Annotated in this window: 17 protein-coding genes; 2 read left to right on the top strand and 15 right to left on the bottom strand. The window is 74.5% G+C overall.

All coding sequences use genetic code 11. The annotated features are described in order from the left end of the window. Positions 1-11: 11 nt before the first annotated feature. From topA to bldG, 7 genes are all read right to left on the bottom strand, one after another. Positions 12-2,876: a type I DNA topoisomerase gene (gene topA, locus ACZ58X_RS19425; protein ID WP_470334838.1), complete on the bottom strand. Its 2,865-nt coding sequence runs from the start codon at positions 2,874-2,876 to the stop codon at positions 12-14. 388 nt (positions 2,877-3,264) lie between these two features. Next, positions 3,265-3,747 carry a DUF3592 domain-containing protein gene (locus ACZ58X_RS19420; RefSeq protein ID WP_470334837.1) on the bottom strand — a complete coding sequence of 161 codons (483 nt, stop codon included), beginning with the start codon at positions 3,745-3,747 and terminating at the stop codon, positions 3,265-3,267. Between the two features lie 131 nt (positions 3,748-3,878). Further along, positions 3,879-5,411 carry a DUF7059 domain-containing protein gene (locus ACZ58X_RS19415; protein WP_470334836.1) on the bottom strand — a complete coding sequence of 511 codons (1,533 nt, stop codon included), beginning with the start codon at positions 5,409-5,411 and terminating at the stop codon, positions 3,879-3,881. A 248-nt stretch (positions 5,412-5,659) separates the two neighbouring features. Next, positions 5,660-6,433: a hypothetical protein gene (locus tag ACZ58X_RS19410; protein WP_470334835.1), complete on the bottom strand. Its 774-nt coding sequence runs from the start codon at positions 6,431-6,433 to the stop codon at positions 5,660-5,662. Positions 6,434-6,635: 202 nt separating this feature from the next. Continuing rightward, positions 6,636-7,004 carry a cyclophilin-like fold protein gene (locus ACZ58X_RS19405; RefSeq protein ID WP_470334834.1) on the bottom strand — a complete coding sequence of 123 codons (369 nt, stop codon included), beginning with the start codon at positions 7,002-7,004 and terminating at the stop codon, positions 6,636-6,638. Positions 7,005-7,137: 133 nt separating this feature from the next. Beyond that, positions 7,138-7,557, bottom strand: a complete 420-nt coding sequence (locus ACZ58X_RS19400) for an ATP-binding protein (protein WP_360226954.1) — start codon at positions 7,555-7,557, stop codon at positions 7,138-7,140. A gap of 156 nt (positions 7,558-7,713) precedes the next feature. Continuing rightward, positions 7,714-8,055, bottom strand: coding sequence for an anti-sigma factor antagonist BldG (gene bldG, locus ACZ58X_RS19395; protein WP_188305076.1), 342 nt, complete (start codon positions 8,053-8,055; stop codon positions 7,714-7,716). 230 nt (positions 8,056-8,285) lie between these two features. Here bldG and ACZ58X_RS19390 point away from each other — a divergent pair, with 230 nt between their 5' ends. Beyond that, positions 8,286-10,682, top strand: coding sequence for a DEAD/DEAH box helicase (locus ACZ58X_RS19390; protein WP_470334833.1), 2,397 nt, complete (start codon positions 8,286-8,288; stop codon positions 10,680-10,682). Here ACZ58X_RS19390 and ACZ58X_RS19385 read toward each other — a convergent pair. From ACZ58X_RS19385 to ssd, 8 genes are all read right to left on the bottom strand, one after another. Beyond that, entirely contained in the window at positions 10,677-11,363 is a 687-nt protein-coding gene (locus ACZ58X_RS19385; protein WP_470334832.1) for an Rv3654c family TadE-like protein, read from the bottom strand. The genes ACZ58X_RS19390 and ACZ58X_RS19385 overlap by 6 nt on opposite strands. Beyond that, a complete protein-coding gene (locus tag ACZ58X_RS19380) occupies positions 11,351-11,782 on the bottom strand; it encodes a TadE family type IV pilus minor pilin (protein WP_470334831.1) in 432 nt (143 codons plus the stop codon). Before ACZ58X_RS19380 ends, ACZ58X_RS19385 begins: the two co-directional genes overlap by 13 nt. Positions 11,783-11,843: 61 nt before the next feature. Continuing rightward, positions 11,844-12,116: a DUF4244 domain-containing protein gene (locus ACZ58X_RS19375; protein WP_470334830.1), complete on the bottom strand. Its 273-nt coding sequence runs from the start codon at positions 12,114-12,116 to the stop codon at positions 11,844-11,846. A gap of 79 nt (positions 12,117-12,195) precedes the next feature. Continuing rightward, entirely contained in the window at positions 12,196-12,765 is a 570-nt protein-coding gene (locus ACZ58X_RS19370) for a type II secretion system F family protein (protein WP_470334829.1), read from the bottom strand. 278 nt (positions 12,766-13,043) lie between these two features. Further along, positions 13,044-14,123 (bottom strand): type II secretion system F family protein, encoded by a 1,080-nt coding sequence (locus ACZ58X_RS19365; RefSeq protein WP_470334828.1) that lies wholly within the window; start codon positions 14,121-14,123, stop codon positions 13,044-13,046. Position 14,124: 1 nt separating this feature from the next. Then, a complete protein-coding gene (locus tag ACZ58X_RS19360) occupies positions 14,125-14,346 on the bottom strand; it encodes a hypothetical protein (RefSeq protein WP_470334827.1) in 222 nt (73 codons plus the stop codon). Further along, complete coding sequence (locus ACZ58X_RS19355) at positions 14,343-15,680, bottom strand: TadA family conjugal transfer-associated ATPase (RefSeq protein ID WP_470334826.1); 1,338 nt, start codon at positions 15,678-15,680, stop codon at positions 14,343-14,345. Before ACZ58X_RS19355 ends, ACZ58X_RS19360 begins: the two co-directional genes overlap by 4 nt. Continuing rightward, entirely contained in the window at positions 15,680-16,804 is a 1,125-nt protein-coding gene (ssd, locus tag ACZ58X_RS19350) for a septum site-determining protein Ssd (protein ID WP_470334825.1), read from the bottom strand. The genes ACZ58X_RS19355 and ssd overlap by 1 nt, the downstream gene beginning before the upstream one ends. An 851-nt stretch (positions 16,805-17,655) precedes the next feature. Here ssd and ACZ58X_RS19345 point away from each other — a divergent pair. Then, positions 17,656-18,453, top strand: a complete 798-nt coding sequence (locus ACZ58X_RS19345; RefSeq protein WP_470334966.1) for an HAD family hydrolase — start codon at positions 17,656-17,658, stop codon at positions 18,451-18,453. The last annotated feature ends 241 nt before the right edge of the window (positions 18,454-18,694 follow it).

Genomic DNA, 18,694 nt, shown 5'->3' with positions numbered 1-18,694 from the left:
CGCCCGGCGGATCAGCCCTCGTCGGTGGCGGTGGCCTTGGCGGCCGCAGTCTTCTTCGCGGCCGTCTTCTTCGCCGCCGCCGTCTTGGTGGTGGTGGTCTTCTTCGCCGCCGTCTTCTTGGCGGCGGTCTTGGTCGCCGTCGCCTTGGCGGTGGTCGTCTTCTTGGCCGCGGCCTTCTTCGCCGGGGCCTTCTTCGCCACCTTCTTCACCGGCCCGCGCGCCCGCTTCTCGGCGAGCAGCTCGTAGCCGCGCTCCGGCGTGATGGTCTCGACGTCGTCGTCCTTGCGCAGCGTGGCGTTGGTCTCGCCGTCGGTCACGTACGGGCCGAAGCGGCCGTCCTTGACCACCACCGGGCGCTCGGAGACCGGGTCGGTGCCCAGCTCCTTGAGCGGCGGGGCGGCCGCGGCGCGGCCGCGCTGCTTGGGCTGGGCGTAGATCGCCAGCGCCTCGTCGAGGGTGATCGTGAGGAGCTGGTCCTCGCTGGTGAGCGAGCGCGAGTCGGTGCCGCGCTTGAGGTACGGGCCGTAGCGGCCGTTCTGCGCGGTGATCTCGGCGCCCTCGGCATCGGTGCCGACCACGCGCGGCAGCGAGAGCAGCCGCAGCGCGTCCTCCAGGGTGACGGTGTCGAGCGACATCGTCTTGAACAGCGAGGCGGTGCGCGGCTTGACGGCGTTCTTGCCGGTCTTGGGCGTGCCCTCGGGCAGGATCTCGGTCACGTACGGGCCGTAGCGGCCGTCCTTGGCGACCAGCATGTTGCCGCTGACCGGGTCCGGGCCGAGCTCGAAGTCGCCGCTGGGCTTGGCCAGCAGCTCCTCGGCCAGTTCGACGGTCAGCTCGTCCGGCGGCAGCTCGTCCGGGATGTCGGCGCGCTGGCCGGGTTCGCCCTCGACGGTGGAGGCGCGCTCGACGTAGGGGCCGTAGCGGCCGACCCGCAGGGTGATGTCGTCGCTGATCCGGAACGAGCTGATCTCCCGGGCGTCGATCGCGCCGAGGTCGGTGACCAGTTCCTTGAGGCCGCCCAGGTGGTCGCCGTCGCCGTTGCCGGCCTCGGCGGCAGCGCCGGCCACGCCGTCGCCCTCACCGAAGTAGAAGCGCTTGAGCCACGGCACGGACTGCGCCTCACCGGCGGCGATCCGGTCGAGGTCGTCCTCCATCCTCGCGGTGAAGTCGTAGTCGACCAGTCGGCCGAAGTGCTTCTCCAGCAGGTTGACCACGGCGAAGGAGAGGAAGGACGGGACGAGCGCCGTGCCCTTCTTGAACACGTACCGGCGCTGGATGATCGTGTCGATGATCGACGCGTAGGTGGAGGGGCGGCCGATCTCCCGGTCCTCCAGCTCCTTGACCAGCGAGGCCTCGGTGTAGCGGGCCGGCGGCTTGGTGGCGTGGCCCTCCGGGGTGATCCGCTCGGCGGCCAGCGGGTCGCCCTGGGCGACCTGGGGCAGCCGGCGCTCGCGGTCGTCGAGCTCGGCGTTCGGGTCGTCGGCGCCCTCGACGTAGGCCTTGAGGAAGCCGTGGAAGGTGATGATCTTGCCGGAGGCCGAGAACTCGACGTCCCGGCCGTCGGCGGAGGCGCCGCCGACCCGGACGGTGACGGACTGGCCGACCGCGTCCTTCATCTGGGAAGCGACGGTGCGCATCCAGATCAGCTCGTACAGCTTGAAGTCGTCGCCGCTCAGACCGGTCTCGGCGGGGGTGCGGAAGCGGTCGCCGGAGGGGCGGACGGCCTCGTGCGCCTCCTGGGCGTTCTTGACCTTGCTGGCGTAGGTGCGCGGGGCGTCCGGCAGGTAGTCGGCGCCGTACAGCTGGGTGACCTGCGCACGGGCGGCGGTGACGGCCGTCTCCGAGAGCGTGGTCGAGTCGGTGCGCATGTACGTGATGAAGCCGTTCTCGTACAGCTTCTGGGCCACCTGCATGGTCCGCTTGGCGCCGAAACCCAGCTTGCGGCTGGCCTCCTGCTGGAGCGTGGTGGTGCGGAACGGCGCGTACGGCGAGCGGCGGTACGGCTTGGACTCGACGCTGCGGACGCTGAACGCGGTCTGCTCCAGGGCGGCGGCCAGCTGACGCGCGGCCTGCTCGTCCAGGTGCAGGGTGTTGGTGCTGCCGGCCTTGAGCCGGCCGTCCGAGCCGAAGTCGCGGCCGCTGGCGATCCGCTTGCCGTCGACCGAGGCCAGCCGGGCGCCGAAGGTCTCCGGGTTGGCGGCGTCGGCCGGGGTGCGGCCGGTGCCGAAGGTGCCGACCAGGTCCCAGTACGAGGCGGAGCGGAAGGCGATCCGCTCGCGCTCGCGCTCGACCACCAGACGGGTCGCCACGGACTGCACCCGGCCCGCCGACAGCTTCGGCATGACCTTCTTCCACAGCACCGGCGAGACCTCGAAGCCGTAGAGGCGGTCGAGGATGCGGCGGGTCTCCTGGGCGTCGACCAGGCGCTGGTTCAGCTCGCGCGGGTTGGCCACGGCCTCCTGGATCGCCGTCTTGGTGATCTCGTGGAACACCATCCGGTGCACCGGCACCTTGGGCTTGAGAACCTGCTGGAGGTGCCACGCGATGGCCTCGCCCTCGCGGTCCTCATCGGTGGCCAGGAAGAGTTCGTCGGACTCCGCCAGGAGCGACTTCAACTTGCTGACCTGGGACTTCTTGTCCGCGTTGACCACGTAGATGGGGGCGAAGTCGTGATCGACGTCCACCCCGAGGCGGCGCACCTCGCCGGTGTACTTGTCCGGCACCTCGGCCGCGGTGCTGGGCAGGTCGCGGATGTGCCCGACGCTCGCCTCGACGATGTAGCCGGGGCCAAGGTAGCCCTTGATCGTCTTCGCCTTGGCCGGCGACTCGACAATGACGAGTCGCTGTCCGTGCGCGGTCTCGCTGCTCGGGGACACCTTCGCTCTTCTCTCCCGGTCCTTATGTGGCTGGTCGGCGCTGGCAGCACGGGCTGCGCTCCGCCCGACCCCTCCACCGTCCCGGGGTCGCCACTGCACGACACCCCACCAGCGGAGTGTGACCGTACCCCGGCCACCCTTGTCAAACGGACGGATCCCGCTGTTTCGCTTGCCGCGCTCACCGACGCCACTCGAACGGTAACCCGATGACGGAGGTTCGCGCCCCGTGGAGGGGGGCTTCGGCAGGTTCCGGAGGATGGAATGACGGATTTCAAGATCTGTCAACGGAAAATCGGCGCGCATGCGGTACGGCGCTCTCCAGATCGCTCCGGCCCCGGGTCGGCGGACCGACCTGCCCGGCCGGCGGACCGACGGGTTGCTCGCCCCCTCAGCGGCCGACCGCCGCCAGCAACCCGGCCCCCGCCCCCAGGCACGCCACGCCCAGGGCGCACCAGAGCAGGTCGACGACCGCCGCCCGGCCGATCTCCCCGGCCGCCAGCACCGCCCGGCGGGGGCGGTCCGGGTCGTAGCAGATCCGCACCGGGGCTCCGGGCGCGAACCGCTCCGGACGGCGCAGTGGGGTGTGCCCGCGCGGCCGGGTGAGCACGAGTTCCGCGATCCGGCCGGAACCGGAACCGGACCCGGTCCCGGTGCCGGTGCCGCCGATCGCCGGCAACACGGAGAAGGAGAGCAGCGGTGCGCTGTCCAACTGGCCGTGCACGTCCTTCTCGGCGACGACCGTCGCCACCACCGGAACCCCCGAGCGGCGCACCCGGTGGCGAAGGCGCACTTCGGCGGCGCACCAGAGCAGCAGCGCGCCACCGAAGAGGGCGAGCACCAGCCCGCCGACGGTCGCCGTCGTCGTGTCCACCCCTGGCCCCCGGCTCCCCGACTCTGTCCACAGCCTGTGGACAGAGCCTCACAGCACCCGACCAACGGCGGGCGGCCGGACGGGGACCACCGGACGAACCAGGGGGTACGGGCGAGTGAACCGGAGGGATCTCACCGCACCGGGTCGATGAACCCCTGCTCGGTCAGCAGCCGCAGCGACTCCGGCACCCGGTCCCGCAGCACCACCCGGTCCTCGCCCAGCAGGTGCGCGATGGCGTCCACGATCTCGCCCGCCGACAGCGTCCCGTCGCACACCCCGACGAACCCGGCGCCGACCGTGTCCACCTTGGTGGCCCGCCGCATGCCCCGGTTGTGCCGCAGCACCACGTGCTCCGGGTCCTCCGCCCCCGGCGCGCCGACCTGCTCCTGGACCACCTCGTCGGCCAGCACGTAGCGGGCCGCGAGCAGGCCCGCGTCGTCGTGCGAGCGCAGGAAGTCCTGCCGGTCGAACCACTCGTCGATGTGCGGACCGAGCGGCTGCTCCACCGGGTGCGGCCACTCCTCCACCCGCAGTGTCGGACGCTCGGCGCCGCCTGCCCGCAGGGTGATCCAGCCCATCCCGATGCCCTCGACCCGGCCCGCCTCGAAGGCGTCCAGCCACTCGCCGTACCGGGCCTGGTAGTCGCCGCCCGGACCGCGGTGGTCACCGCCGTCGCGCAGCCACAACTCGGCGTACTGGGCCACGTCCTGGACCTCACGCTGGACCACCCAGGCGTCCAGTCCGGTGCCCGCCACCCAGCCGGCCAACCGCTCCTGCCAGTCCTCGCCCCTGACGTGCTGCCAGTTGGCGAGCAACTGGCAGTAGCCGCCCGGCTCCAGGTGCTCGGCGGCCGACCGCACCAGGCTGCGGCAGAGGTCGTCCCCGGCCATGCCGCCGTCACGGTAGGTGAACCGGCCGCCGGGCGAGATGACGAACGGCGGGTTGGAGACGATCAGGTCGAACTTCCGCTCCCCGACCGGCTCGAAGAGGCTGCCGGTGAGCACTTCGGTGTTGTCGAACCCGGACAGCGCCAGGGTCAGTTCGGTGAACCGCAGCGCACGCGGGTTGAGGTCGGTGGCGGTGACGGTCCCGGCGTGCCGGGCCGCGTGCAGCGCCTGCACACCGGAGCCCGAGCCGAGGTCCAGCGCTGCCCGGACGGGGCGGCGCACGGTGATGTTGGCCAGCGTGGTGGACGCCCCGCCGACCCCCAGCACCAGGTCCTTGCGGGCCACCCCGTGCGCGGTCTCGCCGGAGCCGATCCCGCCCGCGCCACCGACCGCGCACCCCAGGTCGGACACCACCCAGGCATCCGAACTGGGCATCCCGGCCACCTCGTTGGCGTACGGCCGGACGTCCACGGTGGCGCGCACCAGGTCCCCGTCCGGGCGCAGCCAGCCGTCCGCCAGGCAGTCCTCCACCGGCAGCGCGGCGGCAGCCGCCCGGTACGGCACCGGCTGCTGCAGCAGGAAGAGCCGCACCAGCGTCTCCAGCGGGCTGCCGCCCCGCGTCGCGCGCAGCGCCGGGACTGCCTCACTGCGGGCCAACGCCGCGTAGCCGGTGGGCCCCAGGAGGTCCAGGCACCCATCGGCGGTGAACGAGGCGGCCAGCAGCGCCTCGCGCAGCTTGGCCAGGCGGGTCGGGTCGAGAACGGGGCTACTGATCACCCCGCCATTGTCCCCCGCCCCACCCCGCCCCGGCCCCACCGGCCCGCCGACCCCGCCGGGAGCGCGGACCCGACGCCACGCCCCCGCCGACGGCCGGAGCGCCCCACCGGGCGCACCAGGACGTCGGGCGGGGCCCCAGGCGGGACCTCAGGCGGGACGTCGGGCGGGGTGTAGGGCAGGACGTCGGGCGGGGTGTAGGGCAGGACGTCGGGCAGGGCTGCGGCCCGGGCCTCGGGCGGGACCTCGGCTCAGCTCGCGCTGGGGGCCGGCGTGGCCGGGGCCGAGGACGAAGCCGGGGCCGCCGGGGTGGTGGCGCCCGCCGAGGGGGTGGCCGACGGGCTCGCGCTGTCCGTCCCGCCCGGCACGGGCGTACCGCTGGGGGCACCCGCCGAGGGGGTGGCACCGGCGCTCGGGCTGCCGCCCGCGCCGGGGGTGGCCGTGGAACCACCGGCACTGCCGCTCGTCCCGGCGCCCGGGGTGGCCTGGGAGGGCTTGCACCCCTCCTGCTTGGCCATCGCCTTGCCGAGCTCGCCGCTCGCCAGCTTGCTCTGTGCCTGGGTGGACAGCGAGGACAGCCGGCGCAGCTGGTCGCCGACGCTGTTCAGCCCGTCCGCGAACTTCGCCTGGTCGTCGGTGGCCAGGGCGTCCAGCTTCTTCTGGACGTCCAGGTAGCCGTCTGCCGCCTTCTTCAACTCGTCGACGGTGTCCTTCTGCAGGGCGGCACCGTTGTCCACCTTGGGCGCACCGGCCGCGTCGATCGCGGCCGCGATGTCCTGGTTGGTCTTGCCCAGTCGCCCGATGTCCGCCGACAGCCGCTTCCGCAGGTCGGTCGGGGACTCGCCGGTCTTCACCTGGGCGGTGTCGGAGAGCGCGACCTGCGCCTGGGCGATCGGGTCCTTGGCCGCGCCGCAGACGTTCGACGCCCAGGAGTCCAGCTGCTTGCTGTTGTCGTCGCCGCAGCCGACGGCGCCGAACGCGAGCAGCACGCCGAGGGCGGGTACGGCCAGCAGTCGCTTGTTCACCGGGAGGAGCCTTTCGGTTTCGGTCGTCTTCGGTCGTCGAACCTACACGGCCGTCACCGACCGTCCGGTTCCCGGCTGCCCGGCTCCCGTTCCTCCCGGCCCCGAACTCCCGCCCCACGCACGGCGACCGGACCCCGGCCCGGCCCCTCCCCGGCACTCAGGCCCGCTCACCCCGGCCGCACCCCAGCCCCTCCCCGGCCGGTCAGGCCCGCTCGACCCGGATCGGGTCGCCCGGCCGCACGGTGCGCAGCACCCGGGCGTCACCGTCCAGCAGGCCCAGGACGTTGCAGGGGCTAGCCAGCCGGCACTCGCCGTCCTGCGAGATCGGGGTCGGTCCGTACGGCAGCGCGAGGCTGTCGCCGTCGGTCCAGTACGCGACCGTGCCCGGCTCGACCACCTGCCGGGCACCGTCCTCGCGCGGCACGCTCACGGGCGTGCCGAAGTAGACCTCCTCGCCCCAGGTGCCGGCCGTGGAACCGATCGGCAGCTCGGCCCAGAGCGCTTGGGTGGTGGGGGTGGCCGCCAGCGTGGCGGTGGCCTGCCCGGCCGGCCACAGGATGCGGATCCGCATGTGCTTCCTCTTCCGCGACGAGGTCCGGTCGATGACCGGACCCGGTCGTGCCGGAAGCAGCGAACCGCCGGGCCGCACACCTTGTCAACGGGTGCCCGGAGTGTGGGCGCCCGCAGGAAGCAGCCGGGTGACGTCAGACCGCGACGGAGGGGACCGAAACCGGCCAGCTCATCCGGATCACGCCGCCGTCAGCGCCGTTGGTGACCTCCAGGTCCTCGACCAGACCGGTGATCACGGCGAGGCCCAGGGTGTCCTCGTCCGGGTCGCCGCCCTCGGCGGCACCGGCGGACGGGACGGTGGCGGGGCCGGCCTCGTCCTCGACCTCGATGAGGAAACGCTTCTCCTGGTCGGTCAACGCGACCCGCACCGTGCCGCCGATCCCACCGCGCTGGTGCAATCCGACCGCACGGGAGCACGCCTCACCGACCGCGAGCCGTACCTCGTCGAGCACCGACTCGTCGACCCCGGCCCGTCTGGCGACGGCCGCGGCGACCAACCGGGCCGTCCGCACGTGCTCGGGAAGCGCGCTGAATCGAAGTTCGACGGTTGCCATCTCTCCCCCTCGGGGTACTCCGACGGGGGCCGGCGGTGCGGCCCCGCGGGCCGGCTGGACCGGCCCTGAGACGCCCGGGGAACGGGGGCAGCGCAGGCCCCCGCGCCCCGGACGCTTGGAACGGGCGGGCCGACCGCTCGGGCCGGCCCGGACGCGTCAGTCGGTCGCGGCGACCGCGTCGTCCACCGAAGTGTGGATCGGGAAGACCTTGGTCAGACCGGTGATCCGGAAGATCTTGAGAATGCGCTCCTGGTTGCACACCAGGCGCAGCGAGCCCTCGTGGGCACGCACCCGCTTCAAGCCACCGACGAGCACGCCGAGGCCGGTCGAGTCGAGGAAGTCGACGCCCTCCATGTCGACGACGAGGTGGTACTTGCCGTCGTTGACGAGCTCGACCAGCTGCTCCCGCAGCTTCGGGGCGGTGTACACATCGATCTCGCCGCCAACCTCGACGACCGTACGATCGCCGACTGCACGGGTCGACAGGGACAGGTCCACGGAACCTCCAGCACCTTGCCTTGCTACGTCATGTGCGATCCTCGGCCGGACGGCCGCCACCGCATGGTCGCGAGCCCGGGCACGCCAAGCCAACAAGCCAACGCGTGGCAAGCCTCAGCGCTGCGACCCACGGCCATACGGCCGTCACGGCCACATTCAACCACCTGCGACCATGACCGCACGATGGCTTACGACGATTCTCCGTCACGCCGGTGACACACTGGGTCCTCATGCCGCCCCGACACAGCCTGCCCGAGGCACTGCTCACGACCCTGTCCACCAGTCGGGGGCGGGCCGACCGGCTCACCCATACGGAGCACCTTCCCGCCCGACCTGCGCGTTATTCACCGTGGCCCGACTCGATCCGACCGGAGATCGTCGCCGCCGCGGCGGACGTCGGGGTGGAACAGCCCTGGGCGCACCAGGCAGAAGCGATGAACCTGGCCAAAAGCGGCCAGACTGTGGTGATCGCCACAGGCACCGCCTCGGGCAAGTCGCTGGGCTACCTGGCGCCGGTCCTCAGCGACCTGCTGGAGGGCACCGAGGCCCGCAACGGCCGCGGCGCCACCGCGCTCTACCTGGCCCCGACCAAGGCGCTCGCCGCCGACCAGCGCCGCCGCGCCGCCGAACTCGCCCCGCCGCGGGTCCGGGCCGCCCTGTACGACGGCGACACGCCGCCCGAGGAGCGCGAGTGGGTCCGCCAGTACGCCTCCTACGTGCTCACCAACCCGGACATGCTGCACCGGGGCATCCTGCCCGCGCACGCCCGCTGGGCCTCCTTCCTCAAGGTGCTGCGCTACGTGGTCGTCGACGAGTGCCACAGCTACCGGGGCGTGTTCGGCTCACACGTCGCCCAGGTGCTGCGGCGGCTGCGCCGCCTCTGCGCCCGTTACGGGTCGTCACCCACCTTCCTGCTCGCCTCCGCCACCACCGCCGACCCGGCCGTCACCGCCCGGCGACTGACCGGACTGCCCGCGGTGGCCGTCACCGAGGACGCCTCGCCGCGCGGCCCGATGGTCTTCGGCCTCTGGGAGCCGCCGCTGACCGAGAACGTCGGAGAGCACGGCGCCCCGGTGCGCCGCACCGCCACCGCCGAGGCCGCGTACCTGCTGACCGATCTGGTCGAACGGCAGACCCGGACCGTCGTGTTCGTCCGCTCCCGGCGCGCCGCCGAACTCGTCGCCCTGCAGACCCAGGACCAGCTCGGCCGACCGCTCGCCGACCGGGTGGCCGCCTACCGCGGCGGCTACCTCGCCGACGAACGCCGCGCCCTGGAGCGGGACCTGCACTCCGGCCGACTGCTCGGACTCGCCTCCACCTCCGCACTCGAACTCGGCGTCGACATCTCCGGCCTCGACGCCGTCCTGATGGCCGGTTACCCCGGCACCCGGGCCTCGCTCTGGCAGCAGGCCGGCCGGGCGGGCCGGGAGGCCCAGGGCGCGCTGGCCATCCTGATCGCCCGGGACGACCCGCTGGACACCTACCTGGTGCACCACCCGGAGGCGCTGTTCGCGACTCCCGTCGAGGCCACCGTGCTCGACCCCGACAACCCGCACGTACTCGCCCCGCACCTGTGCGCGGCCGCCGCCGAACTCCCGCTCACCGACGCCGACCTGGAGCTGTTCGGGCCCTCCACCGCACCGCTGCTACCGGTGCTGGAACGGCGCGGCCTGCTGCGCCGGCGCACCGACGGCTCCTGGTACTGGACCCGCCGGGAGCGCGCCGCCGACGCCGTCGACCTGCGGGGCAGCGGCGGCAGCCCGGTGCAGATCGTCGAGGCCGACACCGGCCGGCTGCTCGGCACCGTGGACGCCGCGGCCGCCCACACCACCGTCCACACCGGGGCCGTCCACCTCCACCAGGGCCGTACCTACCTGGTCCGGGAGCTCGACCTGGAGGACTCCGTCGCCCTGGTCGAACCGGCCGACCCGCCGTACACCACGGCCGCCCGTGACATCACCTCCATCTCCGTCCTCGACACCAACACCACCGTCCACTGGGGCGAGGGCCGACTCAGCTTCGGCTCGGTGGAGGTGGTCAACCAGGTGGTCGGCTACCTCCGGAAGCGGATCTCCACCGGGGAGATCATGGGCGAGAGCAAGCTCGACCTCCCGCCCCGCACCCTGCGCACCCGCGCCGTCTGGTGGTCCGTCACCGAGGACCAACTGCTCGACGCGAACCTGCCGCTCGACCGGCTGCCCGGCGCCGCCCACGCCGCCGAGCACGCCTCGATCGGGCTGCTGCCGCTGTTCGCCACCTGCGACCGCTGGGACATCGGCGGCGTCTCCGTCCCGCTGCACCCCGACACCGGGCTGCCCACGGTGTTCGTCTACGACGGCCACCCGGGCGGGGCCGGCTTCGCCGAACGCGGCTTCCAGCGCGCCGTCGAGTGGCTCACCGCCACCCGCGCGGCGATCGCCTCCTGCGAGTGCGAGCGCGGCTGCCCGTCCTGCGTCCAGTCGCCCAAGTGCGGCAACGGGAACGACCCGCTGGACAAGGCGGCCGCCGTCCGGCTGCTGGACGTCCTGCTGGCCGGAGCGGCCGGGGCGGGCGGAGCGGCCCCCGCCACAGGCCCCGCAGCGGACCCCGCAGCGAACCCGGGCGGCGGAGCACCGGCCGCTTCATGAGGCCACCGCCCCACCCGGGGCCGTAGGCGAGCCAGGGGCCGCAGGCGGGCCAGGGGCCGTGGGCGGGCCGCTCGCGGTCCCGCCCGGAGTGCCGGGACCGCCAGGGCCGCCAGAACCGCCAGAACCGCCAGGGCCGCCCCGCGCCTCGCCGAGGCCGTCCTCGGCCGCGGTGACCGGGGCCCGCACCGGTCCGGCCCGCGACCTCGCCCGTGCCGGACCGACCTGCAGCCGCCGCGGAAGCCCACCGACCGGTACCTCGGCCACCACCTCGACGGCGTCGGCGGAGCGGTCCACCGTGCAGGACACCAGCGCGGCACCCTGCGCCGCCGCGATCCCGACGGCCCGGGCGCAGCCGCCGTCCGGGTCCAGCAGCAGCCGGTCCGCGGCCGCGAGGGCCGCCAGGTCCGCGGCCGACTCGGCCCGGTGCCGGGCGGCCACCACCGTGCCGACCGCGACCGTCGCCGCGAAGACCGCCGTGCCCAGCATCGCCAGGGCGAGCAACCAGACCGTCGCCGATCCGGTGTCCGCCCGGTGCCCGTACGCACCCGGCACCACCGCCCGAGCACCACGGACCCTCGCCAGCCGCGCCAGCCACTCCACCGCCCACCGACTTCCGTCCGGACGGCTGTCGGCCGGTCGGGCGGCCCCCTGGGCCATCTGCCGGGCCGTCAGGCGGGCCATGCGCCTCCACCTCCCGCCACGGTTCCTCCCGCGGTTCCTTCCGCTCCTTCCGCAGTGCCGCCCAGCACGTCTTCCCGGGCGGCCACCGCCATCGCACCGACCCGGACGGCGAGCAGCCCGGCCAGCCTCCCCGGCGCCGCGCACGGGGCGTCCACGTCGACCCGTACCGTGTCCGCCGCGACCGCCACCCGGACCCGCGCTCCCGGCGGCGCCGACGCACGGGCGAGTTCGGCGGCGTCCGACTCGCCCCGGGCGGCCGCCCTGGCGCCGATCCGGGCCGCGTCCACGCAGGTGATCTGCGCTGCGGCCGCGAGCACGCCCCAGATCAGCATCGCCGCGAGCAGGACGAGCGCGGGCAGCAGCACCGCCGTCTCCGCCGTGACGAAGCCGGCGTCCCCGCGCCGCCCCCGCCACGACACCTGCCACGGCCTCCGCACGGGCCGTGCGGCCCGGTTCGACCGGCCGGGCCGCGGGCGGGCGCTACGTCGCACGGAGCGCCCGTTCCAGCGTCTCGGTCAGCGCCCCGGTGATGGCCGCGCTGGTGACCACCTTGTACAGCCCGGCCGCGAGGGCGCACGCACCGAGCGTGCCGACGGCGTACTCCGCCGTGGTCATCCCGGCGTCCGAACGCCCCCGGTGCCGTGCCACCCTGCGCACTCGGCCGGCGATCCCGCGGCTCTTCCGCCGCCACGCTCCCGGCAGGTGCTGGAACGGACGGCCGATGCCGGGCCTGGTCGCGAAAACTGCAGTCATCGATCTCTCCTGTCTGGTCTGGACACTTACCTGTCCCTCTCGCGGGTCCCGGCCCGATGGGCCCGGACCCGACACCCACTCACATCTCCCACCCGAAACGGCTGGTGAGGCCGATCACCACCGGCACCACTCCGATCAGGACGAAGGCCGGTAGGAAGCAGAGCCCGAGCGGCGCGGTGGCGAGCACCGCGGCCCGGCGGACCCTGACGTGGGCCGCCCGGGCGGCGGCGGTCCGCTGCTCCCGGGCCAGTTCGACCAACGGGCCGGTCGCGGGAGCTCCGCCGATGCTCGTCCGAACCAGGCACCGCGCCAGCGGCGCCAGCGCCGGATGCCGTTCGCCCAACCTGGTCCAGCAGAGCTCCGGTGGTGCGCCCAGGACCAGTTCGGTCCCGATCGCGACCAGCCTCGGCCCCAGCGGCGCGCCCACGCTCCGCCCCACCGCCGCCACCGCTGCCGAGGGCAGCGCCGCCGCCCCGAGGCAGGCCGCCAACAGCTCGGCGGCCAGGGGAAGTTGCCTGAGCAGCAGCTGCTCCTCCAGCATCGCCCGTCGGTCCGTCGGCGACCGGGCCCGGGCCGACCACCGGTGGACGCCCACCGCCGCCAGCACCCCGGCCACCGCTCCGGAGCCACCACCGACCAGCGCCGCCACCGCCAGCCCCGCGACGACCGCCGTCGCCAGTCGCCGTCGAGGTCCAGCACCGCTGCGTCCACCACCGCCGGCAACACCGCCGGGCCCAACACCGCTGTGCCCCGGCCCGGTTCGACTCCGCGCCTCCCCCCGTTCCCACTGCCAGGCGAACGCCCTCCGTCGGACGCTGCGCCCCACCCCGCGCCGGGCCATCCCGGCCGCGGCCACCGATACCGCCACCGCCGTCGCCGAGAGCCCGGCCGACACCCACCCGCCCGAAAGCCACCCGCCCGGTCGCATCACCCCGCCCCCGCTCCGACATCGAACGCCCCGGCCCACGGGCCCCCTCGCCGCCGACCGCCGCCCCGAAGCAGGCCCGTCACTCCGGGACGGCTCCCCGCGCCCCGGGGAGCCTCCGGCGCTCGCTGCGGGGACTCCAACGCACCCCTGGCCGCTGCCCGGACGATCCGGGCCGTCCAGAGCACCCCCAGCCCCTCCAGCGCCGCCCCAGCCCCCAGGCAGCCGAGTCCGGCCGGGGTGTGCAGCAGGACCTCCACCGGACGGGCCCCGAGCGCCCCGCCCAGAAGCAGTCCCGCGCCCGGCAGGGCGGCCAGGACCGCGATCGTCGCGCGCGGTCCGGCCAGCTCCCCCGCGATCTCCTCGGCCAACGCCCGCTCACCGCGCAGCGCCTCCGCAACCCGGTCCAACGCGGCGGCCAGCCCCGACCCGCCGTCGGAGGCCACCCGCCAGCAGGCCGCGATCGCTGCCGCCCCGCTGCCGCCGGGCAGTTCGGCGAGCAGCTGGAGCGCGGCGGGCACGTCCCCGCCGTAGCGCCCCGCCGCCAGCCGGGCCACCGGCTCCGCGCCGAGCCGGCGCAGCCCGTCCGGGTCCACGGCCAGCCGAGCCGTGACCAGGTGCAGGGCCTGCTCCGGGGTCGCACCGCTGCGCAACTCCCCGGCCAGCGCGGCGCACAGCTCCACCACCGCGTCGGCCCGCCGCCCGGCCTCGACCACCCGTCGCCGCCGCAGCCGCCACCTCCGCAGCGGGAGGACGGCCAGCACTCCCGCGAGCACCGGCACGGGCGAGGCCGTCACCTGACCGACGACCAAGCCGACCGGCAGCGCCAGTAGTTCGGGCACCAGCAGCCCGGGAAGTCGACCCCGCGCCCGGCCCACCGCCGCCGGTTCCGGCCCGTGGACCGGGGGCTCGTACACCCTGGGCCCGTACACCGGGTGCTCGTACACCGGGGGCCCGCTGCCCGCCAGCACGAGCCTGGAGCGCCGCCCGCCGGGCAGCTGCTCCTGAACCGCCCGCCACCCGACGACGGCCAGCAGGCACAGCACCGTCACCCAGCAGAGCGCCGCTTGGAGCTGCGTCATGTCACCCACCTCCCTGCCCTCGACTCCTCCGGCCCGGTGCCCCGAGCAGCACCAGAGCGCCCGTCGCACACGCGACCAGGAACAGCACGAACCCGATCTCCACCAGCCGCAGCTCCCGCTCGGCCCGGCCCACCGCCGTCAGCGCCACCGCCACTGGCGCCGAGGCCGGCACCCACACCGGCACCGCGGTCGAAACCACCGCTGCCACCACCACGGCCCTCATGGCGCCACCGCCCCGATCGCCACCCCACGCGCGGCCAGCAGCCCGACCAGTCGTTGCCAGCCCGCTCCGGGCACCAGCCCGCCCGTAGCCGGGAACTCCACCGCCGGGGTGGTCACCGCCAGCCCGGCACCGTCCCCGGCCAGGGTGTGGATCTCCGCCACCCGGCGCCGCCCCGAGCCCGGATCCCGGACCAGGTGCACCACCACGTCCAGCGCGGCCCGCAGTTGGCTGTGCAGGGCCGGGCGGTCGAGCCCGGCGAGCGAGCCCAGCGCCTCCAGCCGTACCGGCACGTCCGCCGCCGTGTTCGCGTGGACAGTCCCAGTGCCGCCTTCGTGCCCGGTGTTGAGCGCGGCCAGCAGGTCCGACACCTCGGCCCCGCGCACCTCGCCGATCACCAGGCGGTCCGGCCGCATCCGCAGCGCCTGCCGGACGAGGTCCCGCAGGGTGAACTCGCCCAGCCCTTCCTGGTTCGGCGGCCGACTCTGCAGGCGGACCACGTGCGGGTGGGCCGGCCGCAGTTCGGCGGAGTCCTCGGCGACCACGATCCGTTCGTCCGGCCCGACCAGGCCGAGCAGGGCCGCGAGCAGCGTCGTCTTGCCCGAGCCCGTCCCGCCCGAGACCAGGAGCGACAGCCGCGCCCGCACGATCCCGGCCAACAGCTCCGCGCCCTCGGGTGGCAGCGCACCGCCCGCCACCAACTCGTCCAGCGTGAACGGGCGGGGCCGCCACACCCGGAGCGAGATGTGCGTGCAGCCGGCCGCGATCGGCGGCAGCACCGCGTGCAGCCTGGTGCCGTCCGGCAGTCGGGCGTCCACCCAGGGCCGGGCGTCGTCCAGGCGCCGCCCGGCCGCGGTGGCCAGTCGGTGGGCCAACCGCCGTACCGCCTCGGCGTCGGCGAACCGGACCCCGGTGGCCCGGTGCAGGCCTCCGCCGCGGTCGACCCACACCTCGTCCGGACCGTTCACCAGCACATCTGTGACGTCGGGCGCCGCCAGCAGCCGCTCCAGCGGGCCCGCACCCACCAGTTCGGCGCGCAGCGAGCGCACGGTGTCCAGCACTTCGTCCCCGCCGAGCGGTGGCCGGGTAGCCCGCAGCACGGCCGCGACCGAGCCCGCCGTCGGGGCGGCCCCGGACTCGGCCAGCCGCAGCCGGACCGCGTCCACCAGCTCCGCCGTCCGCTCCTCCCGGGCTGTCCGGCCGTACGGGCAGGGCCCGTGTCCGGCCGGGCCCTGCCCGCCGGGCGGCGGCACGCTCCGGAGCGGCCGGTGCTCCCGCGCACCGTCGCCCGGGGCCGGGGCACCGCCCCGCGTTCCTGTCCTGCGCAGACGGACCATCAGTACGCACCTCCTCCGACCGCCGACACCGGCGGCAGCACCTCGTTGAGGAAGCTCGCGCAGAAGCGCGCGAGCGGACCGCCCTCCCGGGTACCGGGCGGGACGCCCTTCTCGACGTCCTCGGTCAGCCCCGGCTCCGGCTCCAGCTCCCCCGCCAGCTCCAACCGCAGCCCTCGGGCGATCCGGTGGGCCGGGAGCCCGCCGGCCCGCACCGGCCGCACCACGGCCCGGACGTCCCCGATCCGCATCCGGGCCGCCGCCGCGACCCGGTCGGCGGCCGCCACCGCGCGCAGCTCGGCCGGGACCACCAGCAGCGCCAGGTCGGACTGCTCCAGCGCCTGCCCGGCGGCCGCGTCCAGGTGGCGCGGCACGTCGACCACCACCAGCCCGCCGCGCCGCCGGGAGGCGGCCAGCACGCTGCGCATGGCGGCCGGCGGCACTGTCAGGGTGTCGCCGCGGTCCCAGGACAGGCAGGACAGCCCGGAGAGCCGTTTGAGGGCCGGCAGCGCCCTGGCGAGTTCGGCCCCGCTGACCCGCCCGCGCGAACCGGCCAGGTCGGGCCAGCGCAGCCCGCGGGCCGTCTCGCCGCCGAGCAGGATGTCCAGGCCCCCGCCCAGGGGATCGCCGTCGAGGAGCATCGTCCGCCGCCCCGTCCGCGCGGCCGTGACCGCGAGGGCGCAGGCCAGGGTCGAGGCCCCGGCCCCGCCCCGGCCGCCGAGCACCGCGACGGTGACGGCCGGGGAGCCGACGCCCTCGGCCGCGTCCGCGATCCGGTCCAGCAGCCAGGCTTCGGCGTCGGGCAGGAACAGCACGTGCTCGGCGCCGAGTTGGACGGCTCTGACCCACACGCCGGGGTCGTCGAGGTCCAGCCCGAGCAGGAGCACCCCGCTGCGCCGGCCCAGCCCGGCGCAGCGCTCCGCCCGGTCGTCCCCGACCAGGACCAGCGGGGCGGCCTCCCACAGCTCGCGCGGCGGCGGCGCGCCCCTGATCAGCCGGGGCTCGGTGCCCGCTGCCGCGCAGACCCGCAGCAGGTGCTCGGCCAGGTCCTCGTCCCCGGTGACCACGAGCGGCCCGGTGGCCGCGGGGCCCTCGGCGGTGACGTGGGAGGTGATCGGCGTCGACATGGTGTTCTCCCCTCTGCGCCGACGGCCACCCAGGGGCGGCCGCGGCGCGCGTCGGACGGTTCCGGCGGACGGCCGCCAGGCAGACCTCTGGGAGAAGAAGGGGTGAGGCCCTGCCCGGCGACCGCCGCCGACCATCACGGTGGGGGGAGATCCGGATTCCGTCATCCACGTTCCGATTGCCTGTGGATAACTCGGGGGTTGTGGATGAAAACGTTCACCCGGGCGGGGGGCTATTCGTCGAAGAATTGACGAAAGGGGGTCCGCGGGATGAACCGGCCGTCCGTCGCCCCCGGCCGACCGCCCTCCCGGCCCCCGACGCACCGCCCCCGCACACCACGCCGGGACGGCCCCGCGAACCCTGCCGGAACGACCCCGCGGAGCCGATCGGAACCAGCCGTGGGCATCCTGTGCGTCATGAGCAAACGGCAACGCAGAGTGACGAAAGGTGGTGGACGGATCGAGCCGTCGACACCACCTGTACACCTCGGGGAGGACCGCGCCGAAGCCTGCGCGAAGGGCCTTCAAGCCCTGAAAATGGCCCCGGACGTGCGACGACCCCCGCCGGGGGGGAGAGCGGGGGTCGTCTATCCACAGCCCGACTCGGGGGGGAGGAGCCGGACCGGGTTAGCACGGTCGCGAACGATCCGTGACTTCCATGGTGTACCCGAGCGGCCAGAAACACAAACCCGCACGCCCACGAGTACGCCGAATGGCGGGGTGTTTTGTGGCTCCCTCTATCCTCGGTTCCCGTGGACACCACCGAGAACGCCGACGACCACGCCGACGAGTCCCAGGGCGACCCCACCGGGCCCGAGGAGCCGAGCGCACCCGCCCGCCCCCGGCCGACCGGCCTGCGGACCGCCGCCTTCTTCGACCTCGACAAGACCATCATCGCCAAGTCGAGCGCACTGGCGTTCAGCCGGCCTTTCTACCAGGGCGGCCTGATCAACCGTCGGGCCGTCCTGCGCAGCGCGTACGCCCAGTTCGTCTTCCTGGCCGGCGGCGCGGACCACGACCAGATGGAGAAGATGCGCGAGTACCTCTCCGCGCTCACCCGGGGCTGGAACGTCCAGCAGGTCCGCGAGATCGTCGCCGAGACCCTGCACACCCTGATCGACCCGATCATCTACGACGAGGCCGCCTCGCTGATCGAACAGCATCACGCGGCCGGCCGGGACGTGGTGATCGTCAGCAGCTCCGGCTCCGAGGTGGTCGAGCCGATCGGCGAACTGCTGGGCGCGGACCACGTGATCGCGACCCGGTTGAAGGTCGAGGACGGCTGCTACACCGGCGAGATCGAGTACTACGCCTACGCGGAGAACAAGGCCGCGGCGATCCGGGAGTTGGCCGGGAGGGAGGGCTACGACCTGGCCGCGTCCTACGCCTACAGCGACTCCTCGACCGACCTGCCGCTGCTGGAGGCGGTCGGCCACCCCTCGGCCGTCAACCCCGACCGCGCGCTGCGCAAGGAGGCGCAGGCCCGGGAGTGGCCGGTGCTGGTCTTCGACCGACCGGTGCAACTGCGACGGCGGGTGCCGGAGTTCTCCGCGCCGAGCGGTTCCGTGCTGACCGCCGTGGCGGTCGGGACGGCCGCGGTGACCGCCGGGGTCATCTGGTACCTGGCCCGGCGGCGTCGCCCCGCCGCCTGAGGCGCTCACCGAAGGCCCCGACCCGCCGCGATCCCCGGCGATCCACCGGAAAAGCCCTGAAACGGGCAGATCAGCACAGACTTCCCGTTTCGGGTTCCCCTTTCGGCCGAAACGCGATACAAAGGAAGCACGGCCCGCGAGACCCGGTCAGGACCGAAGAGGTCAAACCGACAACGCAGTTCAGGCCCCACGGACCGCACGTACAGACATCCGAGCACCCACATGCAGCCGACCCGCTGTC

The sequence above is a fragment of the Kitasatospora sp. NPDC040550 genome (genome assembly GCF_055594965.1).
This window is presented reverse-complemented; position numbering and strand designations above follow the sequence as displayed.